The 24,695-nt window shown below is 64.4% G+C and carries 23 protein-coding genes; 11 read left to right on the top strand and 12 right to left on the bottom strand.

The genetic code is table 11. From position 1 onward, the window contains the following. Positions 1 to 97 precede the first annotated feature (97 nt). A complete protein-coding gene (locus I6L36_RS09810) occupies positions 98 to 1,204 on the top strand; it encodes an NADH:flavin oxidoreductase (protein WP_216987118.1) in 1,107 nt (368 codons plus the stop codon). Between the two features lie 79 nt (positions 1,205 to 1,283). Here I6L36_RS09810 and yrfG read toward each other — a convergent pair whose 3' ends face one another. After that, the gene (yrfG, locus tag I6L36_RS09805) at positions 1,284 to 1,952 is read right to left on the bottom strand and encodes a GMP/IMP nucleotidase (RefSeq protein WP_109112759.1); all 669 of its coding nucleotides are present in this window, start codon (positions 1,950 to 1,952) and stop codon (positions 1,284 to 1,286) included. A 147-nt stretch (positions 1,953 to 2,099) separates the two neighbouring features. Between yrfG and nudE the strand changes: the two genes are divergently transcribed. From nudE to I6L36_RS09790, 3 genes are all read left to right on the top strand, one after another. Then, entirely contained in the window at positions 2,100 to 2,699 is a 600-nt protein-coding gene (nudE, locus tag I6L36_RS09800) for an ADP compounds hydrolase NudE (RefSeq protein WP_162540606.1), read from the top strand. A 53-nt stretch (positions 2,700 to 2,752) separates the two neighbouring features. After that, on the top strand, positions 2,753 to 3,565 hold the full coding sequence (gene cysQ, locus I6L36_RS09795) for a 3'(2'),5'-bisphosphate nucleotidase CysQ (protein WP_010675709.1): 813 nt from the start codon (positions 2,753 to 2,755) through the stop codon (positions 3,563 to 3,565). A gap of 411 nt (positions 3,566 to 3,976) precedes the next feature. Continuing rightward, positions 3,977 to 5,245: an aromatic amino acid transport family protein gene (locus I6L36_RS09790; protein ID WP_109112760.1), complete on the top strand. Its 1,269-nt coding sequence runs from the start codon at positions 3,977 to 3,979 to the stop codon at positions 5,243 to 5,245. An 84-nt stretch (positions 5,246 to 5,329) separates the two neighbouring features. Here I6L36_RS09790 and I6L36_RS09785 read toward each other — a convergent pair whose 3' ends face one another. From I6L36_RS09785 to metJ, 3 genes are all read right to left on the bottom strand, one after another. Then, the gene (locus tag I6L36_RS09785; RefSeq protein WP_010675707.1) at positions 5,330 to 5,668 is read right to left on the bottom strand and encodes a tRNA-binding protein; all 339 of its coding nucleotides are present in this window, start codon (positions 5,666 to 5,668) and stop codon (positions 5,330 to 5,332) included. Between the two features lie 84 nt (positions 5,669 to 5,752). Continuing rightward, positions 5,753 to 6,511, bottom strand: coding sequence for an AraC family transcriptional regulator (locus tag I6L36_RS09780; protein WP_052815545.1), 759 nt, complete (start codon positions 6,509 to 6,511; stop codon positions 5,753 to 5,755). 35 nt (positions 6,512 to 6,546) lie between these two features. Continuing rightward, the gene (gene metJ / locus I6L36_RS09775) at positions 6,547 to 6,870 is read right to left on the bottom strand and encodes a met regulon transcriptional regulator MetJ (RefSeq protein WP_005327165.1); all 324 of its coding nucleotides are present in this window, start codon (positions 6,868 to 6,870) and stop codon (positions 6,547 to 6,549) included. 223 nt (positions 6,871 to 7,093) lie between these two features. Between metJ and metB the strand changes: the two genes are divergently transcribed. Both metB and I6L36_RS09765 read left to right on the top strand, forming a co-directional pair. Beyond that, complete coding sequence (gene metB / locus I6L36_RS09770) at positions 7,094 to 8,272, top strand: cystathionine gamma-synthase (protein WP_109112761.1); 1,179 nt, start codon at positions 7,094 to 7,096, stop codon at positions 8,270 to 8,272. Beyond that, entirely contained in the window at positions 8,272 to 10,725 is a 2,454-nt protein-coding gene (locus I6L36_RS09765) for a bifunctional aspartate kinase/homoserine dehydrogenase II (RefSeq protein WP_109112762.1), read from the top strand. Before metB ends, I6L36_RS09765 begins: the two co-directional genes overlap by 1 nt. Positions 10,726 to 10,792: 67 nt before the next feature. Here I6L36_RS09765 and I6L36_RS09760 read toward each other — a convergent pair whose 3' ends face one another. Both I6L36_RS09760 and I6L36_RS09755 read right to left on the bottom strand, forming a co-directional pair. Next, a complete protein-coding gene (locus I6L36_RS09760; protein WP_010675703.1) occupies positions 10,793 to 11,482 on the bottom strand; it encodes an LrgB family protein in 690 nt (229 codons plus the stop codon). Beyond that, entirely contained in the window at positions 11,475 to 11,876 is a 402-nt protein-coding gene (locus I6L36_RS09755) for a CidA/LrgA family protein (RefSeq protein ID WP_039040574.1), read from the bottom strand. The genes I6L36_RS09760 and I6L36_RS09755 overlap by 8 nt, the downstream gene beginning before the upstream one ends. Before the next feature lie 128 nt (positions 11,877 to 12,004). On the opposite strand from I6L36_RS09755, the gene I6L36_RS09750 reads away from it, so the two are divergent. Beyond that, entirely contained in the window at positions 12,005 to 12,880 is an 876-nt protein-coding gene (locus I6L36_RS09750; protein ID WP_039040573.1) for a LysR family transcriptional regulator, read from the top strand. A 15-nt stretch (positions 12,881 to 12,895) separates the two neighbouring features. On the opposite strand, the gene I6L36_RS09745 is transcribed toward I6L36_RS09750, so the two are convergent. The 3 genes from I6L36_RS09745 to I6L36_RS09735 form a co-directional block, all read right to left on the bottom strand. Next, positions 12,896 to 13,726 (bottom strand): ABC transporter substrate-binding protein, encoded by an 831-nt coding sequence (locus tag I6L36_RS09745; RefSeq protein ID WP_254203472.1) that lies wholly within the window; start codon positions 13,724 to 13,726, stop codon positions 12,896 to 12,898. After that, on the bottom strand, positions 13,710 to 14,594 hold the full coding sequence (locus I6L36_RS09740) for a hypothetical protein (protein WP_254052370.1): 885 nt from the start codon (positions 14,592 to 14,594) through the stop codon (positions 13,710 to 13,712). The genes I6L36_RS09745 and I6L36_RS09740 overlap by 17 nt, the downstream gene beginning before the upstream one ends. 102 nt (positions 14,595 to 14,696) lie before the next feature. Next, complete coding sequence (locus I6L36_RS09735) at positions 14,697 to 16,124, bottom strand: PLP-dependent aminotransferase family protein (RefSeq protein ID WP_109112164.1); 1,428 nt, start codon at positions 16,122 to 16,124, stop codon at positions 14,697 to 14,699. A 252-nt stretch (positions 16,125 to 16,376) separates the two neighbouring features. Between I6L36_RS09735 and I6L36_RS09730 the strand changes: the two genes are divergently transcribed. From I6L36_RS09730 to I6L36_RS09720, 3 genes are read left to right on the top strand one after another with little or no spacing between them, the layout of a single operon-like run. Further along, the gene (locus I6L36_RS09730) at positions 16,377 to 16,844 is read left to right on the top strand and encodes an OsmC family protein (protein ID WP_216987117.1); all 468 of its coding nucleotides are present in this window, start codon (positions 16,377 to 16,379) and stop codon (positions 16,842 to 16,844) included. 18 nt (positions 16,845 to 16,862) lie between these two features. Then, on the top strand, positions 16,863 to 17,300 hold the full coding sequence (locus I6L36_RS09725) for a rhodanese-like domain-containing protein (protein ID WP_109112166.1): 438 nt from the start codon (positions 16,863 to 16,865) through the stop codon (positions 17,298 to 17,300). Continuing rightward, the gene (locus I6L36_RS09720; RefSeq protein ID WP_232090081.1) at positions 17,290 to 18,057 is read left to right on the top strand and encodes a GNAT family N-acetyltransferase; all 768 of its coding nucleotides are present in this window, start codon (positions 17,290 to 17,292) and stop codon (positions 18,055 to 18,057) included. The genes I6L36_RS09725 and I6L36_RS09720 overlap by 11 nt, the downstream gene beginning before the upstream one ends. Before the next feature lie 125 nt (positions 18,058 to 18,182). Here the strand turns inward: I6L36_RS09720 and ybaK are convergent, their stop codons facing one another. Next, the gene (gene ybaK / locus I6L36_RS09715) at positions 18,183 to 18,653 is read right to left on the bottom strand and encodes a Cys-tRNA(Pro) deacylase (protein ID WP_109112167.1); all 471 of its coding nucleotides are present in this window, start codon (positions 18,651 to 18,653) and stop codon (positions 18,183 to 18,185) included. 221 nt (positions 18,654 to 18,874) lie between these two features. Here ybaK and I6L36_RS09710 point away from each other — a divergent pair, with 221 nt between their 5' ends. Continuing rightward, positions 18,875 to 20,317, top strand: a complete 1,443-nt coding sequence (locus I6L36_RS09710) for a sensor domain-containing diguanylate cyclase (RefSeq protein WP_216987116.1) — start codon at positions 18,875 to 18,877, stop codon at positions 20,315 to 20,317. A 164-nt stretch (positions 20,318 to 20,481) separates the two neighbouring features. Here I6L36_RS09710 and ppc read toward each other — a convergent pair whose 3' ends face one another. Together ppc and argE are read right to left on the bottom strand one after the other, a co-directional pair. Further along, positions 20,482 to 23,115 carry a phosphoenolpyruvate carboxylase gene (gene ppc, locus I6L36_RS09705; RefSeq protein ID WP_010675692.1) on the bottom strand — a complete coding sequence of 878 codons (2,634 nt, stop codon included), beginning with the start codon at positions 23,113 to 23,115 and terminating at the stop codon, positions 20,482 to 20,484. 213 nt (positions 23,116 to 23,328) lie between these two features. After that, a complete protein-coding gene (gene argE / locus I6L36_RS09700) occupies positions 23,329 to 24,474 on the bottom strand; it encodes an acetylornithine deacetylase (RefSeq protein WP_052815516.1) in 1,146 nt (381 codons plus the stop codon). Between the last annotated feature and the right edge of the window lie 221 nt (positions 24,475 to 24,695).

The raw sequence follows: 24,695 nt of genomic DNA, 5'->3' as shown, positions 1-24,695 counted from the left end.
CTTGCTGGGAATGAATGTATTGCTTGTGCGCCTGATTATATCCTCATAGCCCGGGTTTATAGTGGCCGCCATGCCATTGCGATCCCGGGAGAGGACGATGAACAAGACACTGGGCGACAGCTTCCACTTCGAGCGAGCCGGATTGCGGCTCAAGAACCGGGCCGTGCTGGCCCCTTTGACCCACAACATGAGCGGCGCAGGCGGTGATCCCGGCCAGGCCGAGCTCGACTGGCTGGCGCGCTGCGCCCGTGGCGGCTTCGGCCTGCTCATCGCCGCCGCCACCCAGGTGCGGCCCGGCGGACGCTGCTGGGCGGGGCAGCCTGCCCTGATGACGGACGCCCAGCAGCAGGCCTTCACGGCCCTGGCCGACAGTGCGCGGCAGGCCGGGGCGATGGCGGTGGTGCAACTGCATCACGGCGGGATGCGGGCTCTGCCCGAGCTGAACGACGGGGTGCCGGTCGGCCCGTGCGCGCTGGCGCCGGGCGGGCGTTACCCCCTCGGGGTCAAGGGGCTGAGCGAGGCGGAGATTCTGACGCTCATTGACGCCTTTGTGAGCGCTGCGGAGCGGGCCCATGGCGCCGGCCTGCACGGGGTCGAGCTGCACGCAGCCCACCACTTCCTGCTCTGCAACTTCCTTAACCCCCTGCACAACCGGCGCACCGACCGCTGGGGTGGCAGCCTCGCGAACCGGGCGCGGATCCTGGTGGAGATAGTGCGCGGCATTCGCGCCCGTCTACCCCGGGGCTTCCTGGTCGGGGTGCGTCTCTCCCCCGAGAGCTATGCCCATATCCAGGGCATCGAACTGGCCCATCAGCTGGCGGTGGCGCGCCTGCTGGCTGACGAGGGGATCGACTACCTGCACTTCTCCATGGGGGACAGCTTCAAGGCGGTGGCGGGGGATCCCGACGGCGGCGCCCTGCTGGAGGCGGTAAGGGTCGGGTTGGCCGGGCGGGTGCCGCTCATGGTGGCGGGCAAGATTAGCGACGCAGTTTCGGCGGAGCGGGCTCTGGCCGGCGGCGCCGATCTGGTGGCGGTGGGCACGGCGGCCCTTGGCAATCCGGACTGGATGGAACGGGTGAGCCGCGGCCTGCCTCTGCATGCGGCCCCTTTCACGGCGGCGCACCTCACGGAGGTCGGCTTCACCCCAAGCGCCCTCGACTACCTGGCCGGCATGGGGGTGCTGGCCCCGCGCGATGCGGCCTGAGGGCTTTCATGAACGGGATGCGTTCGGCAGGCTGTTGAGCTTATGTGACAAGGCCCTCGTGAAGAGGGCCTTGTGCGTGTCAGGCGCCGAGAGGGAGCAGGTCGGCGTAGTCGTCGAGCGCCGGGAAGTGCTGGAAGGTGAGCGGCGGCATCTGGCTGTCGGGGTGACGGATGCCGAGCTGGTGAGCGATGCCGAACTCGGCCGAGGCGGCCAGGATCCGCTCGCTGTCATCCACGAAGAGGGTGCGGGCCGGGTCGAAGGCCAGCCGCTCGGCCAGTGCCTGCCAGCAGTGCTGGCTCTCCTTCGACCACCCGAGTTCATGGGTGCTCACCATCAGATCGAGGTGCTGGGCGAGGCCGAGGCGTGCATCCTTCACCGACAGGCTGGCGGGATGGGCATTGGTGAAGAGCACCACCTGCTTGCCGGCGGCCTTGAGTGCGGCCAGGAAGGGAATGACGTTGGGGCGCCACTGGATCTTCTCCAGGATCTCCTGTTTGAGGGCGCGGATGTCGAGCCCGAGCGTCCGGGTCCAGTAATCCACGCAGTACCAGTCGAGCGTGCCGTTGACCGCATGATAGTGGGTGTCTATCTGCACCTTCGCCTCGGCCAGCGGCAGGCCGAGTCGCTCGGCGTAGCGCGCCGGCACCAGGGTTTGCCACAGATGGCTGTCAAAATGGAGATCGATCAGCGTGCCATCCATGTCGAGCAACACGGTATCAATCTGGTGCCAGGGCAGGGGAGTCGGCATGGGGCCTCGCGATGTCTGTGGTGATGGGAAAAACGGGGCGCATTATAACGGATTTTTCAGACATCTTTCCCCTCTTTGCCCCGTGGTGTTCGGCAGGGGAGTCGTTTACTCTTGAAACACGATTTTTTAACGAGCAGTCAGCCCCCGATGAGCGATCCCCACAAGCGCAATCCCGTCCACCTCAGTGTCGAGACCATGGCCCATGACAAGAGCAAGCCGGAGATCCTCAAGGCCGAGATCGTGGCCGAGAGCCGGCTGTTCAAGGTGGAGTCCCTTCACCTGAAATTCTCCAACGGCGAGGAGCGGGTCTACGAGCGGATGCGCGGCGGCAACCGGGGTGCCGTCATGGTGGTGCCCCTGTTCGATGCCCACACCCTGCTGCTGGTGCGTGAATACGCGGCGGGCACCCACTCCTACGAGCTGGGTTTCCCCAAGGGATTGATAGACCCCGGTGAAAATGCCTTCGAGGCGGGCAACCGGGAGCTGATGGAGGAGGCGGGCTTCGGTGCGAGCAGCCTGACCCTGCTCAAGCAGGTGTCGCTGGCGCCGGGGTATTTCTCCAGCCGGATGGACATCTTGCTGGCGCGGGATCTCTACCCCGAGCAGCGGGTCGGTGACGAGCCCGAGCCTCTCGAGGTGATCCCCTGGCCCATCAACCGGATCGACGAGTTGCTGGCGCGACCGGACTTCACCGAGTCTCGCAGCATCAGTGCCCTGCTGCTGGCCAGCAAATGGCTGGCGGAGTAGGGAAATTAGCCCGCAGAGGGTCTGTTTGGCAATCAGAGGCAGAGGTAAGCACCATGCAGGAGTTGTTGGCCTGGATACCCGAGGTCAAGGAGATCGCCCGTGAGGCGGGCAGGATCCTTCACGAGATCTATCGCGGCGGTCAGTTCGAACGCCAGTTGAAGGAGGATGCGACCCCGGTCACCAGTGCCGATCTTGCTGCCGATGCCTACCTCAAACAGGCGCTGGCAGCGCTCACTCCCCATGTCCCCGTGCTGACCGAAGAGGCGGCCGACATCCCCTTCAGCCAGCGTGCGAACTGGCGCCAGTACTGGCTGGTGGACCCGCTGGACGGCACTGGCGAGTTCATCGCAGGCAGCGGCGATTTCGCCACCCTGATCGCCCTGGTGCGGGACAATGTCCCGGTGCTCGGGGTCATCTATGCCCCCGAATCCGATCTGCTCTACTGGGCGGTGCGCGGTCACGGTGCCTTCAAGGAGGCGAACGGCGAGAGTCGTCCCATCAGCGCCATCCATCATGAACACGATCAGCCTGACTCCCTGGTGGTGGCCATCAGCCGCCGCCAGAAACTGGAGAACCTGACCCGTCGCCTCAACCCGGCCATCCACTACGAGCTGATCCCGCTCGGCTCCAGCTCCCTCAAGTCCTGCCTGGTGGCGGAAGGCGTGGCGGATTGCTACGTGCGCCTGGGCCCCACCGGGGAGTGGGATACCGCTGCCGCCCAGTGCATCGTGGAGGCGGCAGGGGGGCGCATCCTCAGCCTGGCGCTGCAACCGCTGAGCTACAACGAGACCGAGTCGCTGGAGAACCCGGACTTCATCGTGATGGGGGACCCGGATCTCGCCTGGGGTCGCATTCTGGCCCACTGACGGGTCGACCAGCTCGCAGGGAATGCAATCAGGCGACCACAGGGTCGCCTGATTGCATTGGTGTGATCAACTGGTTGGTTACGGGGATTTCAGGGAGATTCGCTAGTGATGGCGAGAACGGCAGTGGATCATCACATCCAATCTGGCTGTGCTGGCATAAATTTCAGTTAATTCTGAAAACATGCATTTCATCGAAACAAAGAATCGGCGTGGGTTTTAATTTTGGTTTTATATTCCTAGCTTTTGGTTAATGTCAGGATTAATTGAATAATCCGGGGTGAAATTTCCTCCCAATCTCACTGGTGGAACAGGGCTTTGCCAGTGAGATCTGCCAACCTCCATTTTTGAGAATTAAATGCTAAAGGAGCACAATGTTTTTAGATTTTAATACTACGTAAAAGTGATTTATCGATGAGTTTATCTGCAGACGTCTCGCGGGAGCTGTCCGGTTCCCCCTCCACCATGGCCAGCACCGGCTGGCGTCGCCACGACACCCACTGGGTCATCAGCCTGTTCGGCACCGCCGTCGGCGCCGGCATTCTGTTCCTGCCCATCAACCTGGGTCTGGGGGGGATCTGGCCCCTCATCATCGTCGCCGTGCTGGCCGGTCCCATGACCTTCCTGGCCCACCGCGGGCTGGCGCGTTTCGTGCTCTCGTCGTCGCGCCCCCAGGCCGACTTCACCGAGGTGGCCGAGGAGCACTTCGGCAAGATGGCCGGGCGCCTCATCTCGGCGCTCTATTTCCTCTCCATCTTCCCGATCCTGCTCATCTACGGCGTCGGGCTGACCAACACGGTGGAGAGCTTCATGGTCAATCAGCTCGGCCTGGCCTCCCCGGATCGGGTGATGCTCTCCGGCGTGCTGGTGTTCGCCATGATCGCCGTGATGCTGGCCGGCGAGAAGGCGATGCTGCGGGCCTTCGCCGTCATGGTCTACCCGCTGGCGGCGATCCTGCTGGCCCTCTCCTGCTATCTCATTCCCCAGTGGCAGTGGCCGGAAGTGACCGCCTTTGAAGGCACGATCTTCCTCAACACCGTCTGGCTGGCGCTGCCGGTCACCGTGTTCGCCTTCAGCCACGCCGCCGCCATCTCGGGCTTTGCCAACGTGCAGCGCCGGGAGTACGGGGAGCAGGCCGAAACCAAGAGCGGCCTGATCCTGCGCAACACCACTGTCATGCTGGTGGGCTTCGTGCTCTTCTTCGTCTTCTCCTGCGTGCTGAGCCTCTCCCCGGCTCAGTTGGCTGAGGCCAAGGCCCAGAACGTCTCCGTGCTCTCCTATCTCGCCAACATCACCGACAACCCGGTGATCGTGACCCTGGGGCCGCTCATCGCCTTCATCGCCATCAGCTCCTCCTTCCTCGGCCACTTCCTCGGTGCCCGCGAGAGCCTGAAAAGCCTGATCGCCAAGCCCACCGGCCTGCCGCTGGCGAAGGCGGACAAGCTCGGCATCGTCCTGATGTTCTTCGCCATCTGGGGCGCCGCCATCATCAACCCGGGCATTCTGGGGTTGATGGAGACCCTCTCCGGCCCTGTCATCGCCATGATCCTCTTCATCATGCCGGTGGTGGCCATCTACAAGGTGGAGGCGCTGGCCCGCTTCCGTCACCGTTGGGTCAACGGCTTCATCCTGCTGACCGGTGCCCTGGCGGTCTCGGCCCTGCTGTTCAGCCTGCTGAAATAAGCCGGGCCGTCAGCATCAAGCAAGAGAGGCGACCCCCGGGGGTCGCCTCTCTTGCTTCTGCTCTCTGGTTGCCTTGCCGTCGTCTCACCCCAGCTTGGCGCCATTCTCCACCGCCTGCTCGGGGATGGCGATCACCACGGCGCCATCCGGGCGATAGAAGCCGGTCAGCAGAAACTCCGACTGGATGGGGCCTATCTGCTTGGGGGGAAAGTTCACCACAGCGACGATCTGGCGGCCCACCAGATCCTCCGGTCGATAGAGGTCGGTGATCTGGGCGCTGCTCTTGCGCACCCCGAGCTCGGGGCCGAAATCCGCCCACACCTTGTAGGCGGGGCGGCGCGCCTCGGGGAAGGGCTCGACCCGCACCAGGGTGCCCACCCTGAGCTCCACCATCTCGAAATCCTGCCAGCTTATGGTCTGCATCTTGGCTCCTCGTTGCTCATACCTTGCATGAGCCTCAGCATGCCTCGAATGCCCGGGGATTGTCTTCGGCAAAGAGCCGACCGATTACGGCAGGCAGCCGTTTTGCCGGCGCCAGAGGGAAGGGGTCAGTCCGGTCTCGGCCAGGAAACGCTCGGCAAAGGCTCCCTGGTTCTGGTAGCCGCAGCGGCTGGCCACTTCACCGACGGGCAGCCGGGTGCGGGCGAGCAGGGTGCGGGCCAGTGCCATACGCCGCATCCTGAGGTAGTGGGAGACGCTCGTGCCCACCTGCTGGCGAAAGGCGTGTTTGAACTGGCTCAGGCCGAGGCAGGCGATGGCGGCGAGTTCCTCGTTGGTGAGGGGGTCTGCGAGGTGGGCTTCCATATGACGCTGCACCTTGGCGATACGAGGGGCTATGCGGGGAGCGACGGCGGGGCCCATGCCGCGTCCCTCGGTCAGCAGCCCGAGCCACACCTGATCCATGCCGGCCACATGGCGCCCCTCGGCCACCATGCGGTGCAGGAAGGCGAGGTAGTGGCGCTGAGCCTCATCCAGCTCGACGAAGGGGTGGTCCCCCAGGGCTGCCGGCAGCCAGTGGCTCTCCTGCACCAGAAACACGTGCGCCGGGTCGGCGGCGTAGTCGTGGCGAAGGCCAGGGGCGATGATGCAGGCAAAACCGGGGGCGAGGCGACATCCCCGGCCCTGCACCTCGATCTCGAGGGGGCCGACGAGGGGGATCACCAGCTGGGCGTGGTCATGACTGTGGCTCTGCATGTCGCTCTGGTAGTGACGCAGGCTGAAGGGGGAGGCGGCAGATAAGCATGACGCGGCACCGGGCCGCGTCATTGAAAGGGATGCATCGTTTGCCATGGGCAGCCGCATTACTCGGCGTCGAAGTCTTCGATCTCTTTGCCAAGGGCTTCCATGATGGCGCGGGCCTCGGCGGGGACGCTGTCCGGGTGATCCTTGCGCAGGTCGTCGTCACAGGGCAGCGGCTGGCCGGTGAAGGCGTGCAGGAAGGCTTCGCAGAGCAGCTCGCTGTTGGTCGCATGACGCAGGTTGTTCACCTGGCGACGGGTGCGCTCATCGGTCAACACCTTCAGCACCTTGAGCGGGATCGAGACGGTTATCTTCTTGACCTGTTCGCTCTTCTTGCCGTGCTCTGCATAGGGGCTGACGTAGTCGCCGTTCCACTCTGTACCCATGTTCCACCTGTAGTCGTTTGGCCGTGAGCGCGGATTTTAACCCTTAAGGAATTCAATGGCAATCCAACAGCAAAGCCATTTAGACGTCTAGAAGTGTTGACGGCTTTTTTAAGGTGGCGTAGTGTGGTGCACCATGGGCCGGCAGTCCGGCCAGCGAAAATGAGAGCGGGGCTGGACGACCCACGAGGCGGACCGGCTCCGGCAACCCATCAAGGAGAGTGACATGACCCACAAGGCCACCCTGGCGGTACGCACCGGGATTGAGACAGATACGCAGCACGGTGCCGTGGTGCCCCCCATCTACCTCTCCAGCAACTACACCTTTGCCGACTTTGGCGAGCCCCGTCAATACGACTATGCCCGCTCCGGCAACCCGACCCGCACCAATCTGGCGGATGCCCTGGCGGCCCTGGAAGGGGGGGCCGGCGCCGTGGTGACCGGCACCGGCATGGGGGCCGTTCACCTGGTGACCACGGCTCTGCTCAAGGCGGGGGATCTGCTGATCGCCCCCCACGACTGCTACGGCGGTACCTGGCGCCTGTTCGAGTATCTGGCGGCCAAGGGCCACTACCAGGTGCAGTTCGTGGATCAGGGAGACGAGGGGGCGCTGGCCGCCGCGCTGGCCCAGAAACCCGCACTGGTGTGGGTGGAGACCCCCTCCAATCCGCTGCTGCGGGTGGTGGACATCGCCGCCATCGCCGAGGCCTCCCACGAGGTGGGGGCCCAGGTGGTGGTGGACAACACCTTCCTCACCCCCTTGCTGCAACAGCCCCTGGCCCTTGGTGCCGACGTGGTGGTCCACTCCACCACCAAGTACATCAACGGCCACTCCGACGTGGTCGGGGGTGTGGCGATCGCCAAGGATCAGGCTCTGGCCGACTCCCTGGTGTGGTGGGCCAACTGCCTGGGGCTCACCTCCGGTGCCTTTGACTCCTACCTCACCCTGCGGGGCCTGCGCACCCTGGCCCCGCGCCTGCGCACCCATCAGGAGAACACGGATCGCATCCTCGCCTTCTTGCAGCAGCAGCCGTTGGTCAAGCGGATCTATCACCCCAGCCTGCCGAGCCATCCGGGCCACGACATTGCGCGCCGTCAACAGTCCGGCTTTGGCGCCATGCTAAGTTTTGAGCTCGATTGCAACGAGACGGGGCTGCGTGCCTTCCTCGCGGGGCTGCGCCTCTTCTCGGTGGCGGAGTCCCTCGGCGGGGTGGAGAGTCTGGTGGCCCATCCGGCCAGCATGACCCACAGGGCCATGACCCCTGCGGCCCAGCAGGCGGCGGGTATCAGTGCCCAGTTGCTGCGCCTGTCGGTGGGGATCGAACACGGTGAGGATCTGGTGGCCGATCTGGCTCAGGGGTTTGAACAGGCGCAGTTGGCACAACAGGCAGAGCAGGTGAAGTAATGGAACAACAACAAGGAGAGTGTGTGGTGGCAACAGAGGCAGTCTTCAAGCGGCGCCATGTACACAAGTTCGGCGGCAGCAGCCTGGCGGATCCGGTCTGTTATCGCCGGGTCGCCAGCATCGTCGAGCAACAGGTGGGGGGCAACGAGCTGGTGGTGGTCTCCGCCGCAGGCAAGACCACCAACCGGCTGATCCAGCTGGTGGAGCTGGCGGAAGCGGGGGATGAGGCCGCAGGCGAAGCCATCACCGCCCTGCACGCCTATCAGCAGAGCCTGATCGACGGCCTGCTGGAAGGGGAGCTTCACCTCGATCTGAGCCAGCAACTGACGGACGACATGCAGTTGATCGCCAAGACCCTGGAGGGGCAGTTTGACCGCTTCGAGCGCAACGGCCTGCTCGCCTTTGGCGAGGTGTGGTCCGCCCGCCTGCTGGCTGCCCTGCTCACCAGCCGGGGTGAGGCGGCCGCCTGGCTCGATGCTCGCAGCTTCCTGCGCGCAGAAGACGGCGCCCTCATCAAGGTGGATACCGCCCTCTCCAGCGAGCTGCTCAAGGCCCGCCTGGCCGAGCACGCCGGTCGCATCGTGGTGACCGGCTTCATTGCCGCCGACATGGAGGGGCGTTCCCTGCTGCTGGGACGCAACGGCTCCGACTACAGTGCCAGCCTCCTGGCGGCGCTGGCGGACGGCGAGTCCACCACCATCTGGAGCGACGTGGCCGGGGTCTACAGTGCCGACCCGCGCCGGGTGAAAGAGGCGCGTCTGCTTGAGCGCCTGAGCCTGGCCGAGGCCAACGAGCTGGCGCGCCTGGGCTCCTCGGTGCTGCATTCGCGTACCCTGCAGCCAGTGGCCGACAGCCGTCAGCGCCTCACCCTGCGCTGCAGCTACAATCCGGACGAAGGCTGCACCCACATCCTGCGCCGTGCGCCCCGCTCCGGCGGTGCCCGCATCGTCTCCTCGGTGGATCAGATAGCCCTCATCGAGCTCAAGGTGCTGCCGCAGACTGACTTTGAGCAGACAGTGGCGGTCATCGAGGCCCATCTGGCCCGCCATCGCCTCCATCCGCTCACCCTGCAGCGCCAGCCGGATCGGCGGGTGCTGCGTTTGGCCTACACCCTGGAGGTGGCACAAGGGGCCTTCGAGGTGCTCCGTGACTTCCAGTTGCAGGGCAACTTTACCGGCCTCATCCAGAAGGAGGGGTTCAGCCTGGTCGCCCTGGTGGGGGCCGGCGTCACCGACAATGCCGAGCAGTGCCACCGTTTCTACCAGCTGCTGGCGGATCAGCCTCTGGAGTTCGTGCAGGTGGCCAAAGACGGCCTGAGCCTGGTGGCCGTGCTGCGCCAGATCGTGCTGGAGCCGCTGCTCATCGCTCTGCACAGTGCCCTGTTCAGCCGCCCGACCCGGGTCGGGCTGGTGGTGTTCGGCAAGGGCAATATCGGCGGTCACTGGCTGGGGCTCTACGCCCGCGAGAAGGCGCGCCTCGAGCATGAGCTCAATCTGGCGCTCACTCTCTACGGGGTCTTCGACTCCAAGGGCGGGCTGCTGGACGAAGAGGGGCTGGATCCCCTCAAGGTACAGGACAACTTCAATCCCAAGCCGCTCATCTGGCCGGAGCTGCTCTCCCAGCTGGAGCAGCACAGTTTTGACTCCCTGATCGCGCTCGACATGACCGCCAGCGAGACGGTGAGCCGCTACTACCCGGACTTTGCCCAGCTCGGCATCCACATCATCGCCGCCAACAAGTTTGCCGGTGCCGCCGACAGCGAGTTTTACCAGCGCATCAAGCAGACCTGCCGCGACCATCAGGTGCAATGGCGCTACAACGCCACCGTGGGGGCCGGGCTGCCCATCCAGTCCAGCATCCAGATGCTGCGCCAGAGCGGTGACCGCATCCAGGGGGTCTCCGGCATCTTCTCCGGCACCCTCTCCTGGCTGTTCCAGCAGTATGACGGTACTCGCCCCTTCTCCGAACTGGTGGATGAGGCGTGGCAACACGGCCTGACCGAGCCGGATCCCCGGGAGGATCTCTCCGGTCAGGATGTGCGCCGCAAGCTGCTCATCCTGGCGCGGGAGGCGGGCTTCGAGCTCGACTCCGCCGACATCGAGCTGGAGAACCTGGTGCCGGTGGCCCTGCGCAAGGTGACTGCGGATCAGTTCATGGACAGGCTCAAGGAGCTGGATGACCCTATCCAGACCGCCTTCGAGGGGGCGCGCCGGGTCGGTAAGGTGCTGCGTTATGTCGCCCGCTTCGAGCACGACGGCAAGGCCCGCGTCGGGCTGGAGGCGCTGGAGCCCCATCACCCGTTTGCCAACCTCTTGCCCTGCGACAACGTGTTCGCCATCGAGAGCGACAGCTATCGCACCAACCCCCTGGTGATCCAGGGGCCGGGAGCGGGCCGGGAAGTGACTGCCGCCGCCATCCAGTACGATCTCTGGCAGATCTGCGCCAGCCTCTGAGGCTGCGTGACACGATGCAATGAGAAGAGGCGCCCCAGGGCGCCTCTTCTGTTATCGGGTGGCGGAGTTACCAGAACAGCCTGCCCAGAAGGGGGGCGAGCAGCACGGTGGCCATGCCGGCTATCATCATTACCATGCTGGAGACCACCCCCTCCTCGTTGCCCATCTGATAGGCCCTGGCTGTCCCGGCCCCGTGGGCCGAGGCACCAAAGCCCGCGCCTTTGCCGAGGCGGCTGCGGATGGCGAGCACGGTGAGCACGCTTTCTCCCACCGCCATGCCGATGACGCCGGTCAGCACCACGAACAGGGCGGTGAGATCGGCGTTGCCACCCACGGAACGGGTCGCCTCCACCGCGAAGGGGGTGGTGATGGATCTCATGGCCATGCTGCGTTGCAACAGCTCGGAGAGGTTGAGCCAGCGGGCCAGCAGCACTGTGCTGCCCACCGCCATCACCACGGACGCCACGACCCCGACCGAGAGGGAAAGCCAGTGGCGGCGCATCAGCTGGCGATTCTCGTAGACGGGCACCGCGAAGGCGACGGTGGCAGGGCCCAGCAGCCAGAGCAGCCAGTGGGATTCGGCCATGTAGTCCCGGTAGGGAATGTGGAACAGCATCACCACGGCCACCAGCAGGGTGGGGGCCAGCAGCAGCGGCATCAGGGGCAGGATGCGCTTTTTGCCATAGAGCCACTTGCTGGCGTAGTAGAAGAGCAGGGTCAGGGCGAAGCAGAGCAGGCCGAGCAGGGTGTCAGACATGGCGGCGACTCCGGCGGGCCAGCTTCAGCTCGAGGCGATAGACCCTGTCCACCACCAGGGCCGTGGTGCCGAGCACCAGCACGGTGCTGACGATCAGGACCACCATGATGCGCCACCCCTCCTGCAGCAGCAGCTCCTGATAGTTGACCACGGCCACTACGGCAGGGACGAAGAAGAGCAGCATCTCCGCCAGCAGCCAGCGGGCCCCGGCACTGAACCACTGGGCCTTGACCACCCCGAGCAGGATGCAGACCAGCAGCAGCAACATGCCGGTGAGGTTGGCGGGCAGGGGCAGGTGCAAGGTGCGCACTGCGATGTCGGCCAGCAACCAGATGGCCGCCAGCAGGGCGATTTGGAAGGGGGTTTGCAACCAGCGAAGGCAGAGGGTTTTCATGGCAAGCGTCTTTCTGTGAACCTGCTCACAGTATAGAGAGGGACCAAACCTGCAAAAAATGAATTTAAATTATCAAAATCATGCCAAAGAGGCATGATTTAGCCAGCCATCCCCGTCAAGAGAGCACCATGGATATTCGAGCCCTGCGTTACTTCGTCGAGCTGGTGCGGGAGCAGAGCTTCACCCGCGCCTCCGAGAAGCTGTTCGTCACCCAGCCCACCATCAGCAAAATGATCCGCAACATGGAAGAGGAGCTGGGCCAGCCCCTGCTGAGCCGGGTCGGCCGCCGCTTCACCCTGACCGACAGCGGCCAGGTGCTGTTCAATCGGGCCCAGACCATCCTGGCGGAGATGCAGCAGCTGGAGGCGGAGCTGGCGGATCTGCAGAGCCTGCAATCCGGGCGTCTTGCCCTCGGCATCCCGCCCATGGTGGGTCATGTCTATGCGGATCTCATCCGTACCTATCGCAGCCGCTACCCCGGTGTGGAGCTCTCCATCGTCGAATATGGCGGGCGGCGCATCGAGCAGGCGGTGCTGGCGGGGGAGCTGGATCTCGCCATCACCATGCTGCCGACCAGGGAAGAGGGGGCCCTCTGCGCCCTGGATCTGGACAGTTACCCCATCCGGGTGGTGCTGCCGGACCTGCCCCGCTGGCGCGAGGGGGGCGAGATCCGGCTGGAGGCTCTGCGGGACGAACCCTTCCTGCTCTATACCCAGGCCTTCACCCTGAGCGAGCGGCTGGAGCAGGCCTGCGAGCAAGCCGGGTTCGTGCCTCAGGTGGCGGCCCGCAGCAGCCAGTGGGACTTCCTCACCGCCATGGTGCGAAGCGGCATGGGGGTCGCTTTCCTGCCGGAGCCCATCTGCCGGCGGCTGACGCCGGATGGGCTGGTGTTGCGCCCTCTGGCCCCGGCGCTGAGCTGGCGGCTCGGGGTGATCTGGCCAGGGGATCGCTACCTCTCCCGCACCGCCGAGGCCTGGCTTGCCCTGTGCCGCGAACAGGGCTGAAGAGAGGGTCTGGGGTTAGGGGGTCCCCTGTGACGCCATGCCTGTGACTAAGCGGGCATAGGCTGCGGAGTGTCGCACCTCCTCAATCTCGTCCCACACCTGTTGGCTGAGATCGGGGTGGGCTTGATGGAAGGGGTGGGAGAAGATGAGGTAGTAGGGTTTTTCGACCAGGGGAGGGGTGATCCGCTCGAGTGTGGCCTGCAACTGCGGGTGGGCGGCCAGGGTCCGTTCTGCGACCCCGGTTTGCAGGGCGGCGGCAACGGCGCGCTGCATCGCGACCTTCTTGAGCAGGATCAGTGGTTCCCTGCTGGAGTCATCCACCCTGACACCGCTCTCCTGCAGCTGGGCGACGATGGAGAAACCGGACTGCGCCGCAATGACGCCATGGGCGACGAGCTGCCGGCCATCCCAGCGAACCTGTCCGCCTTTTGGCTGGTAGAGGCTGTAGCTCTCGGTGAGCAGGCGCTTGGCGGGATCAGGTGCTCCGTGTCGCATGGGGTAGACCCCTATGGTGCGAGCACGCTCTTCGCTGTAGCTCAGCTTGACGGCGGCATCGAGCTGGCCCTGGCTGACGAGGGAGAGGCAGCGTTTCCAGGGCAGGGGGGTGAGAATGATGGGATGCCCGATCCGGTTTGCCACCTCCTTGAGGTGGAACTGCACTATCCCCTCGCCGGACATCAGCAACCAGGGAGGCGAATCGCTGTTCTCCATGCAGGCACGAATGCTGCCGGGGGCGGCCATGACGCAGGTCGGCAGCAACCAGAGCAGCAGCGCCAGGCAGAGAGTGCGCAAGGGGAGCCTGCCTGACAGGGGAGAACCGGCGAGCCAGTCAGGGAGCGATGCCAAAGTCATCCCTCATCGGGTCATAGAGATAGGCGCGGTAGTCGGTGCTCTCGTCGGGCAACTGCGGGTTGGTCAGCCGGAAGATCTGGCGTGAATCGAGCCGGGCAAAGACCAGGGAAGGCTGGAAATGATGGCGCCAGAGGCGCTGCAGGGAGCCATCTTTCCAGGCCAGTTGCAGGCCGCGCAAAAGGCGCTCGCGCTCCTTGCTGTAGGTGGCGTGGCTGTAGAGGGAGTGGATGAGCGGATAGAAGAGGGCGACATGGCTATCCACGGTCAGCCCCGGCAAGCCGGGTCTGTGGTTTTTCCACTCGCTCAATATCTCGTTGGCACCACGGCAGAAGAGATCGATCCGGCCACGGGCCACCAGGCGAAACAGTGACTCATAGTTATCCACCTCCTGCACCCTGAAGCCGTTGTAGCGCAGGATGTCGGCATCCCGCCAGCCGGTGCCCACCCCTTGCGTGAACTGCTGCAACTGGGACAGGGTGTGAACCCCGGCCAGTGCCTGGGCACGGGCGCTGCCGACAAAACAGACCCGGTAGCCGAGCACGCCCAGATCGATGGGGAAGGGGACCAGGCTGACGCCGGGTTGAGGGATCTCCTGGGGCCAGCTGTCGACGATGAAGAGGGTATTCTTGCCCGGCGTTTGCACTTCGAGCCGCATCCTCGCCTTGTTCATCCTGATGGCGTCGAGCAGTTCATAGTCGCCGTAATCGGGCCTTGTTTTCTCCAGCGCCAGCCGCATCGCCGCCCGGTAATAATTCATGCGGACATCCTGTTGGGTTTCCCCGGTGATCAGGGTGAAGCGGGTGGCCGCCATCGTGAGGGACGGGAGGGAGAGGGCGAGCAAAAGGAGCAGGATTCGATGCATCTTGACCGGGTTCGGCAACGGGATTGTGCCCAGTATAGACGGGCCATTCCCGTCGACACAGCGCTATCAGGCTCTGGCAGATCTGACCTCTTGAGAAGGGGGTCATGCGGATTTCATCAAGAGACCCAGGCGACGACAGAGTTGGCGCAGCGTCTGGTTGTCGAGGCAGCCGAAGCCGAGCAGCCACCCCTCCAGTGTCGGCGGGCCCAGGTAGAACTGGCCCAGATGGCGCAGCCCCAACCCGCAGGTATTGGCGGCATTGGTCCAGCGCGCCTCGCCACCGGGGGGCAGCAGCACGGCGCACTGCAGGCCGGCGCCGCTGTTGATGGGGGTGAGCCCCGGGCAGTGCTCTGCCAGTTCCGCCAGCAGCAGATCCCGTCTGCTCTGGTAGAGAAGGCGGCTCTGGCGCAGGTGGGTGGCGAAGTGCCCGCCCCGGATGAAGTCTGCCGTGACCGCTTGCTGCAACTGGTTGCTGTGGCCGTCGACGGCGGCCCGGGCGCGGCAGAAGGAGTCCATCAGCGGCCTGGGCAGCACCAGGTAGGCGAGGCGCAGCGAGCCGAACAGCACCTTGCTGAAGGTGCCCACATAGATCACCCGCCCCTGGCCGTCGAGCCCCTGCAGGGCGGGCAGGGGACGCTGATCATACTGGTACTCCCCGTCGTAATCGTCCTCCAGGATCCAGGCGCCGTGACGCTCTGCCTCGGCCAGCAGCGCCATGCGGCGGGGCAGGCTCATGGGGACGCCAAGGGGATACTGGTGTGCCGGGGTGCAGTAGATGAGGCGCGGTGCAGGATGATCCCCATGAGGGTTGAGCCCCTCTTCATCCACCGGCACCGGATGCACCCGGGCACCGGCGCTCTCCATGGCGGTGCGAGCCCCGGGATAACCGGGGTCTTCCACCCAGACGGTGTCACCGGCATCGATGAGCAACTGGGTCGCCAGCAGGATCCCCTGCTGGGAGCTGGTGAGGATCAGGATCTGATCCGGCTCGCACACCACGCCGCGGGACTGCACCAGATAGCTGCTGATGGCGGCGCGAAGTTCCCCAAGCCCCTGGGGATCCCCGTAGTTCATCCAGTCGCTGGCGCGCTGGCGCCACTGTTGCTGCATCAGCCGACCCCAGAGTGCCTGGGGGAAGAGACGGGGATCCGGCTGGCTGGAAGCAAAGGTGGTGCCCACCTCGGGCACGTCGTGACAGGCGCCACCCTGGGCCATCTCCTGGCCGCGACGGGAGAGGCCAGCCGCTGACTGGGGCGGGCGCGGCGCGGGGCGCACCGCCGCCAGGGCGACAAAGCTGCCGGCGCCCACCTTGCGCACCAGATACCCCTCCGCCTCAAGCCGGCCATAGGCCAGTTCCACCGTGCTGCGGGAGATACCGAGATCCCGGGCCAGGAGACGGCTGGCGGGCAGGCGGCTGTGCAGGGGCAGGTGGCCCGCCAGGATGGCCTCGCGCAGGGTACGCACCAGTTGTTCGTGCAGGGGTAGATCCCCTTGTTGCTGGCTGGCGAAGAGCGTTGGCAGAACGGTCATGATGCGCTCCCGTTGGCTCGGGGGTTGCGCCCCTTTCGAGGCAGGGATCCTGCCCACAGGGCATGGCGCGGCTGTGGGGCTGGCGACCGACGGGCAGAGCGGGTGGGGTGGATGGTCATGGTGGCGGCTCGATGAAATTGGTCTGCCCATATTGGCAAAATTGGTCGGCGTGGCAAGGCCATTTTGTCGCTACATTGGTGGTCACAGGGTGGCGCCAGCGGGCGGCACGGATTGGCAACACAAGGAGTCTGCATGTCGGAATACAGTGCCACCATCAGTTGGCAGCGGGGGGAGCACGAGCCCTTCGTCGATCAGCGTTACAGCCGGGCCCATGAGTGGGCGTTTGATGGCGGGGTCAGGGTGCCGGCCTCCTCCTCTCCCCATGTGGTGCCGCTGCCTTACTCGGTGGCGGAACATGTGGACCCGGAAGAGGCGTTTGTGGCGGCCCTCTCCAGTTGCCACATGCTCACCTTCCTCTGGCTGGCGGCGAAGGCGGGCTATCGGTTAGAGAGCTACCGGGACGAAGCGGTCGGCATCATGGCGAAAAACGGACAAGGTCGCCTCGCCATGACCCGGGTCACCCTGCGTCCCAGGGTGATCTTCGGGGGAGAGCGGGAGCCCGCCCTGGCGGACCTGGAGCAGTTGCACCACCAGGCCCATGAGGAGTGCTTCATCGCCAACTCGGTCAACACCGTCGTCACCACAGAGATCGTCATCTAGTCATCAGGAGCGTTCAGGATGAGTCATGTATTGAGCACAGGGGTGGCAGGGGCCGCCGAAGCCAGCGCCTTTTTCGAGGCCCAACTGAAGTTTCGTACCGATCCGGCGGATCTGGCCGCCGATCTGCTGGCCGGGGTGGCGGGGATCGTGGTCATCGATACCCGCTCCCCCGCACACTATGCCGAGGGGCACATTCCCGGCGCCATCTCCTTCCCCCACAGGACCATGACAGCGTCGACCACGGAGTTACTGGACCGGAACCTGGTGTATGTCTGCTATTGCGACGGCATCGGCTGCAACGGTTCGACCCAGGGGGCCTACAAGCTGGCGTCCCTCGGGTTTGAGGTCAAGGAGTTGATAGGGGGTCTGCACTGGTGGCGTCAGGACGGTTTCGCCGTCGCCACGGGCAGCGAGCCCGGAGTGCTGCTGGAAGGGGGAATTGCCTGTGCCTGTTGAACGTTGCAATGAGGGGGGCGACGCCTCTCTGTCCGGCGCCGCCCTTTTCAACGACTTTGGGCAGCCTCTGGGGCGTGCGCTGCCAGAATGGCGCGGCGCCGAGTTCCCTCCCCACCGCGCCCTGCATGGCTGGGGCTGTCGTCTCGAGCCCCTTGATCCCGAGCGCCACCTGGGGGATCTGTGGCAGGCGTTCGGTGCCGACAGCGGGGCCATGTGGACCTACCTGACCAGCGGCCCTTTCGCGGACGAGGCCGCCATGGGGGTCTGGCTGCGGGAGGTCGCCACCAAGCGGGATCCCCAGTTCTACGGCATCATCGACGAGGGGAGCGGACGGGCGCTGGGGCTGGCGAGCTACCTGCGCATCGATCCCCTGGCGGGCAGCATCGAGGTGGGCTGGCTGCACTTCTCCCCCGCCATGCAGCAGTCACGGCTGGCGACGGCGGCCATGGTGTTGATGATGGCCAATGCCTTTGCTCTGGGATACCGGCGCTACGAGTGGAAGTGCAATGCCCTGAACCTGCCTTCGCGCCAGGCGGCCCTGCGCCTGGGCTTTCACTATGAGGGGACCTTCCGTCAGGCGCGGGTGGACAAGGGACACAACCGGGATACGGCCTGGTTCTCCGTCATCGACAGCGAGTGGCCCGCCCTGAAAGGGTGCTTCGAGCGCTGGCTGGAGGACGGCAACTTCGACCATGCCGGGCGTCAGCGTCGCCGACTCTCCGAACTGACCGCCGCCTGCCGCTCTGCGGCGTGCTGAGGGCGGCAGATCACCCGCCGGGACGGGGCGGTTTCCGGTCGGGTTCCTTGGGCGCTTCGCCCGCAAGGCGCCAGATCCGACATCCAGACGCAAGAGGCGCCAGTCATGGTGCCTCTTCTGTTTGTTCAGTCGTGGTGATCGCCGATGGGGGCCGCAATCCAGTTCATCAGCCGAACCATGTCCCCGGGGGCCACGCCGACCGAGAGCCCCCGCTTGCCACCGCTCACCAGGATCTCGTCGAAGGCCATGGCGGAGTCGTCCAGCACGGTGGGCAGCAGCTTCTTCTGGGCCAAGGGACTGATGCCGCCCACCTTGTAGCCGGTCAGCTTCTCGGCTTCCGCCGGCTTCATCATCTCCACCTTCTTGAGCCCGGTAGCCTTGGCGAGCTGCTTGAGGCTGCACATGCCCGAGGAGGGCACGATGGCCACCACCGCCTGCTTGTCGTGATGGGTGAGCAGGGTCTTGAACACCTGCGCCTCAGGCAGACCCAGCTGGGTAGCGGCATGCTTGCCGAAGTCGTCGTGGGCTTCGCACTCGTAGGGGTAGAGCCTGTGGGGGATATTGAGCTTTTTCAGCAAGTTGATGGCGGGTGTCATGGGGTCTCCTCGAACCGTGGCAAGGCCAGACAGTCTGCGCCCGGGAGCCGGATGTGGCAAGAACCAGTCTTCACACCCAATCGGGGCCTGTGTTAGCGTAACCAGGTGCCGGATCCTATGATTTGGGCACTTGTCCCCGCATTCCAATGTAATGCACCGGCGATCGAAAGGAATCGTAGCCATGAATACCACAGCACTTTGCGCTCGCGATATTCGACGCGATGGATCGATATGAGACCCTTGCCAGGCTGACCGCCCTTGATCGGGCCTATGGCATGGTCGAGTTCGATCTCGATGGTCGCATGGTGTCGGTCAACCCCCTGTTTTGCGACATGCTGGGCTATCCCCCCGAAGCGCTGGTGGGCCAGTCCCATCTCATGCTGTTGCCGCCGGATCTGCAGGCGGAGCATGATCTCTTCTGGCAGAAGGTATTGGGTGGCGAGATCCAGTCGGGGGAGTTTCGCCGGGTCAGGCAAGGTGGCAGCCCCCTCTGGCTCCATGCCACCTACATGCCCGTGAGCGACGAGGCAGGCACCCTGCTGGGGGTGGTCAAGCTGGCGCACGACATTACCTCGGCTGTGATGGCCAAGCAGCGGGTCGAGCAGCAGAGCCAGCTGTTTGACATCGTGGTGGCCGCGCACCAGAGTTTTCTGCTCGATCGCAATCTCGGCTCCGCCTGCGACACCGTCTTCGAGCGGCTGCTGAGCGTGAGCGAGAGCTCCTATGGTTTCATCGGCATCATCCAGTACGAGGATGGTCGTCCCAGTCTCTATGTCCCCTCCATCTCCAATGTCTCCTGGGACGAGGCGACCCACGCCTGGTATGAGCAGCAGCGCCAGAGTCGGGGCGGGCTCATCTTCAGCAAGCTCGACAACCTGTTTGGGCACGTGGTGACCCACAATACCCTGGTGTGCTGCAACGATCTGCCGAGCCATCCAGCCAGTCGCGGTGTCTCCCCCCGTGGTCATCCGCACCTGGAGAGCTTCCTCGGCATTCCCATCCGCCACAAGGGAGAGGCGATCGGCATGATCGCTCTGGCCAACCGCCCGGGTGGCTTTGACGAGACCCATGTCAGCCTGCTCGAGCCCCTCACCACGGCCCTTGGCACCCTTATCCACGCCCGCAACCTGGAGGACGAGCGCAGCCACATGGAGCGGGTGCTGCGCTTCAACGCCGAGCACGACTTCTTGACCAAGCTGCCCAACCGCAGCAGCTTTTTCCAGCAGGCAAACGTGTTGCTGGATCACGTCCAGCACCATCCCGCCGAAGGGGAGGCCTGCTGCCTGGCCTTGATAGATATCGACTTTTTCAAGCAAATCAATGATGTATATGGACACCTTGCCGGAGATGCCGTGCTGGCGTCGCTGGCGGGGCTCCTGATGCAGGCGGTGCGCAGCAAGGATCTGGTGGCGCGATTTGGCGGGGAGGAGTTCATCCTGCTGCTGCGGGGCACGACCCTGGAGGAGGCCCACACCATCATGGAGCGCATCCGGCGCCAGGTGGAGCAGCACACCTTCCTGTACCAGCACCAGGCGATCACCGTCACCATCAGCGTGGGGCTCACGCCCTATCAGATGAGTTACAGGCGCATGGATGACTGGCTTCAGTGCGTGGACCAGCGACTTTACGAGGCAAAACGTCGGGGTAGCAACCAGGTCTCCTGATGAGAGGCTATATCGCGAAATAAAACAGGGCACCATCATGGCGCCCTGTTTGTTGTGGATGTTTTTTTCCCTTAGAGGGGGGGGCTGGCGGGAATATCGGGATCCCCGTGCCCGGCAGAGACGAAAAAGGGCGCTGAGGCGCCCTTGTTTGCAACGGTCCAGGATCAGCCGGTGTTGCGCATGCCGGCGGCGATGCCGGCGATGGTGACCATCAGCGCCTGATCCAGCTCGGGGTGCAGGGTCTCCGGGTGGTTGCGGGAGCGATTGAGCAGCTCGGCCTGCAGCACGTTGAGCGGGTCGGTGTAGGGGTTGCGCAGCTTGATGGACTCCTTGATCCAAGGCTGATCGTCCAGCAGGTCGCCCTGCGGGCGCAGTTTCAGCACCACCTCGATGGAGTCGGCAAGCTCCTGACGCAGCTGCTTGCCGAGTGCCCACAGGTTCTCCGGCACCAGGCGGGTGTCATAGTATTCCGCCAGCCAGAGGTCGGCCTTGAGGAACACCATCTCCAGCATTTCGAGACGGGTGCGGAAGAAGGGCCACTGGCGGCTCATCTCGTCCAGCACGCTCTTCTGGCCGTCGTCGATGGCCTGTTGCAATCCCTTGTGGGCGCCGAGCCAGGCCGGCAGCATCAGCCGGTTCTGGGTCCAGGCGAAGATCCAGGGGATGGCGCGCAGGCTCTCGACACCGCCGTTGGGCTTGCGCTTGGCGGGGCGGGAACCAAGCGGCAGCTTGCCGAGCTCCATCTCCGGGGTGGCGGCACGGAAGTAGGGCACGAAGTCCGGGTGACCGCGCACGATACTGCGGTAGTGATCGCAGGAGACAGACGCCAGCTGCTCCATCACGGCGCGCCAGCTCTCTTTCGGCTTGGGCGGCGGCAGCAGGTTCCCCTCCAGCACGGCGCTGGTGTAGAGGTTCAGGCTCTGGATGGCCACTTTCGGCAGGCCGAACTTGAAGCGGATCATCTCCCCCTGTTCGGTGACCCGCAGGCCGCCGCGCAGGGATCCCGGGGGTTGCGACAGGATCGCCTGATGGGCGGGGGCGCCGCCACGGCCGACGGTACCGCCGCGGCCATGGAACAGGGTGAGGCGGATGTTGTTGGCTTCAGCCAGCGCCACCAGGGATTCCATGGCGGCGTACTGGGCCCAGCCTGCGGCCATCATGCCCGCATCCTTGGCAGAGTCGGAGTAGCCGATCATCACGTACTGACGGCCCTGGATGTAACCGCGATACCAGTCCACCGACAGCAGGCGTTCCATCACGGCGGTGCCCGCCATCAGGTCTTCCTGGGTCTCGAACAGCGGGGCAACCGGCATGCGGAACTTGCAGCCGGCTTCCTTCAGCAACAGCTGGACCGCCAAGACATCGGACGGGGCACCGGCCATGGAAATGATGTAGATGCCGAACGCATCGGGGTCGTGCTGGGCGATGACGCGACAGGTGTCGATGGTCTCGCGGGTCTCGGCACTGGGATCCCAGTCGCTCGGGATGAGGGGGCGGCGGGAGTTCAGCTCGCGCAGCAGGAAGGCCTGCTTGTCCTCTTCGCTCCACTCGGCGTAGTCGCCCACACCCAGGTAGCGGGTCAGCTCGGAGAAGACCTGGCCGTGACGCTCGCCATCCTGACGGATGTCCAGCTTGACCAGGTGGATGCCGAAGCAGGCCAGCTTGCGCAGCACGTCCAGCAGCATGCCGTCGGCGATGTTGCCCATGCCGCAGGCGTGCAGGGAGTGGTAGCAGAGCTCCAGGGGCTCGCGCAGCTGGGCGGTGCTCTTGACCAGATCCCGGCTCTCGCTCGCCTGGCCCTGTACCTTGGCGGTCAGGTACTCCTGGGTCTCGCGCAGCTGCTCGCGCAGCTCACGCACCAGGGCGCGATAGGGTTCCGGGTTATCACCGACCCGGGCACGCACGGCGTCGGTGCAATCGGCCATGGAGAGCTCGGAGGTGAGCTCCTTGATGTCTTTGTAGAACAGGCTCACCGCCATCCAGCGGCCCAGCTCCAGCACTTCGGCGGTCACCTTGGCGGTGACGAAGGGGTTGCCGTCGCGGTCACCGCCCATCCAGGAGGTGAACTTGACCGGCGCGGCGTCCAGCGGCAGCCGCACACCCAGATGGTGTTGCAGGCGCTCGTCCAGATTGCGCATGAATTCGGGGATGGCCGGCCACAGGCTGTTTTCCACCACGGCGAAGCCCCACTTGGCTTCGTCCACCGGGGTCGGGCGCTGTTCGCGGATCTCGTTGGTGTGCCAGGCCTGGTTGACCAGCTGCTCGATGCGACTCTGGATCTTGTCCCGCTCGCGGGGCAGCAGATCGGAGAGTTCCAGGGCCTCGAGGCAGTCGTTGAGCTGCACGTGCTTGTGGATCAGGGTACGACGGGTCACCTCGGTGGGGTGAGCGGTCAGCACCAGATCGATGTCCAGCTCGCGCACGGCCTGGATGATGGCCTCCTGGGACAGGTTGGAGGCTTTCAGCTTGTCGAACATCTGCTCCAGCGGGTCCGGGGTGCAGACCTGCTCTTCGCAGCGACGGGAGATGGTGTGGAACTGCTCCGCCACGTTCGCCAGGTTGAGGAACTGGCTGAAGGCACGGGCCACGGGCAGCAGTTCGTCATCGGAGAGGGTACGCAGGGTGTCGAGCAGGCGCTCTCTGTCTGCCTCGTTCCCCTTGCGGGAAGACTTGGCCAGTTGGCGAATGGTCTCAATCTTGTCGAGGAAGGCCTGCCCCTGATGATCCTTGATGGATTTACCCAGCAGTTGGCCCAACATGCCTACGTTGGCCCGTAGTGCGGCGTACTTTTCGTTCATTCCACATCCTTATTTTGTTGGTGCCTCCTGACCTTCCAGGCGGGAGGCGACCTCACTTATTGTTGTGCGATTACAACATATGCTCCGTCATCTTAGGGGGACAATCTACCCAGATTGTCTGCGCAAGGTCAAATAACAAGCCGATTCAGAACATGTATTTCCCTCACCTGTCCCAAGGCGCCTGTCATGTAACTTACTTACATCCCTATTTGGCTAGACGCAGAAGCGCCGGATCAGGTGCTGCAGCACCGCCGTGGTCGGTTTGACGAACGACAGATCCAGGTATTCATCGGGCTGGTGGGCCTGGGTGATATGGCCTGGGCCCATCACTATGGTCTCGCAACCCAGCTGCTGGATAAAGGGGGCTTCGGTGCAATAGTTCACGGACTCGGCGGCCCGGCCGCTCGCCTTTTCCGCCTCCCGCACCAGCTCGGAGTCATCCTGGCAGGCATAGGCTGGAATGGGTTCGTGCAGGTGCTGCAGGTGCAGGCAGCCGGGCTGGTGGATCTCGATGGGGGAGAGCGCCTCTTTCAACATGCCCATCAGCTCGTCGGGGCCCACCTGCGGGGTGGGGCGCATGTCGATGTGCAGCTCGCAGCAGCCGCAGATGCGGTTTGGGCTGTCGCCCCCCTGGATGTAGCCGAGGTTCAGGGTGGGCTGGGGCACGGCGAAGCGGTGATCCGCGTACTTCTCCTTCAGATCCCGCTGCAGCTTGAGCACCTGACCCATGGCCTTGTGCATGATCTCCATGGCATTGACGCCGTTGGCGGGATCCGAACTGTGGCCGCTTCGGCCTGTGATGCGAATGGCTTCCGACATGTGGCCTTTGTGGGCCACCACGGGCACCAGCCCGGTGGGTTCGCCGATCACCGCGTAGTCGGGTTTGAGTTCGGCTGCGGCGGCGATAGCGCGGGCCCCGGCCATGGTGGTCTCTTCATCGGCGGTGGCAAGAATGCGCAGCGGTTTGCTCAGGGTCTTGAGGTCGACCTCCTTGAGCGCTTCCACGATAAAGGCGAAGAAGCCCTTCATGTCGATGGTGCCGAGCCCGTACAGGCGGTTGCCCTCTTCGGTCACCTTGAAGGGGTCTTTGGTCCAGGCTCCTTCATCGAAGGGAACCGTATCCGTGTGACCTGCGAGCAGCAGCCCCCCTTCTCCCTGACCATAGGTTGCCACCAGGTTGAACTTGCCCGGCAGATCCGGCAGGGCCGTCACCTCGCACTGGAATCCAAGCTGGCCGAACCAGTCGGCCAGCAGCCGGATTACCGCCTCATTGCTCTGATCCCAGCGAGTATCCGTGCTGCTGATAGAGGGAATCGCAATAATATTCTTATAAAGTGAAAAAAAATCCAGTTTAGCCATCAGCTCCTCCTTGCGTCCCCGGAGTGTTTCTGTTAGAAAATACAAATGCAAAGTGAGTGCATTAATATTCTATTCAAGTGCTCATCGACAAGGCCTCTAGTTGTAAGGGAAAGTTAATGTTCTGTCACCTGATCTGTAACCGACGACGCATATCCGCCTGAATTGCCCCTCCGCACTCGTTGCATTAAAGGGGCGATAGCCGACCCCTTGCACCGCAGCAC

It is taken from the genome of Aeromonas sp. FDAARGOS 1406 (assembly GCF_019048565.1).
GTDB classification, from domain to species: domain Bacteria; phylum Pseudomonadota; class Gammaproteobacteria; order Enterobacterales; family Aeromonadaceae; genus Aeromonas; species Aeromonas caviae.
The sequence above is the reverse complement of the archived record's forward strand: the minus strand, read 5'-3'. Positions and strand labels throughout refer to the sequence as shown.

Coding starts and splice junctions, on each gene's coding strand:
- metJ (WP_005327165.1), bottom strand. CDS start 6,870: ATGGGTACAGAGTGGAACGGCGACTACGTCAGCCCCTATGCAGAGCAC.
- nudE (WP_162540606.1), top strand. CDS start 2,100: ATGAGCGATCCCCACAAGCGCAATCCCGTCCACCTCAGTGTCGAGACC.
- metB (WP_109112761.1), top strand. CDS start 7,094: ATGACCCACAAGGCCACCCTGGCGGTACGCACCGGGATTGAGACAGAT.
- ybaK (WP_109112167.1), bottom strand. CDS start 18,653: ATGACACCCGCCATCAACTTGCTGAAAAAGCTCAATATCCCCCACAGG.
- I6L36_RS09750 (WP_039040573.1), top strand. CDS start 12,005: ATGGATATTCGAGCCCTGCGTTACTTCGTCGAGCTGGTGCGGGAGCAG.
- cysQ (WP_010675709.1), top strand. CDS start 2,753: ATGCAGGAGTTGTTGGCCTGGATACCCGAGGTCAAGGAGATCGCCCGT.
- I6L36_RS09730 (WP_216987117.1), top strand. CDS start 16,377: ATGTCGGAATACAGTGCCACCATCAGTTGGCAGCGGGGGGAGCACGAG.
- I6L36_RS09780 (WP_052815545.1), bottom strand. CDS start 6,511: ATGACGCGGCCCGGTGCCGCGTCATGCTTATCTGCCGCCTCCCCCTTC.
- I6L36_RS09760 (WP_010675703.1), bottom strand. CDS start 11,482: ATGTCTGACACCCTGCTCGGCCTGCTCTGCTTCGCCCTGACCCTGCTC.
- I6L36_RS09755 (WP_039040574.1), bottom strand. CDS start 11,876: ATGAAAACCCTCTGCCTTCGCTGGTTGCAAACCCCCTTCCAAATCGCC.
- I6L36_RS09710 (WP_216987116.1), top strand. CDS start 18,875: ATGGATCGATATGAGACCCTTGCCAGGCTGACCGCCCTTGATCGGGCC.
- yrfG (WP_109112759.1), bottom strand. CDS start 1,952: ATGCCGACTCCCCTGCCCTGGCACCAGATTGATACCGTGTTGCTCGAC.
- I6L36_RS09740 (WP_254052370.1), bottom strand. CDS start 14,594: ATGCATCGAATCCTGCTCCTTTTGCTCGCCCTCTCCCTCCCGTCCCTC.
- argE (WP_052815516.1), bottom strand. CDS start 24,474: ATGGCTAAACTGGATTTTTTTTCACTTTATAAGAATATTATTGCGATT.
- I6L36_RS09810 (WP_216987118.1), top strand. CDS start 98: ATGAACAAGACACTGGGCGACAGCTTCCACTTCGAGCGAGCCGGATTG.
- I6L36_RS09725 (WP_109112166.1), top strand. CDS start 16,863: ATGAGTCATGTATTGAGCACAGGGGTGGCAGGGGCCGCCGAAGCCAGC.
- I6L36_RS09790 (WP_109112760.1), top strand. CDS start 3,977: ATGAGTTTATCTGCAGACGTCTCGCGGGAGCTGTCCGGTTCCCCCTCC.
- ppc (WP_010675692.1), bottom strand. CDS start 23,115: ATGAACGAAAAGTACGCCGCACTACGGGCCAACGTAGGCATGTTGGGC.
- I6L36_RS09765 (WP_109112762.1), top strand. CDS start 8,272: ATGGAACAACAACAAGGAGAGTGTGTGGTGGCAACAGAGGCAGTCTTC.
- I6L36_RS09785 (WP_010675707.1), bottom strand. CDS start 5,668: ATGCAGACCATAAGCTGGCAGGATTTCGAGATGGTGGAGCTCAGGGTG.
- I6L36_RS09735 (WP_109112164.1), bottom strand. CDS start 16,124: ATGACCGTTCTGCCAACGCTCTTCGCCAGCCAGCAACAAGGGGATCTA.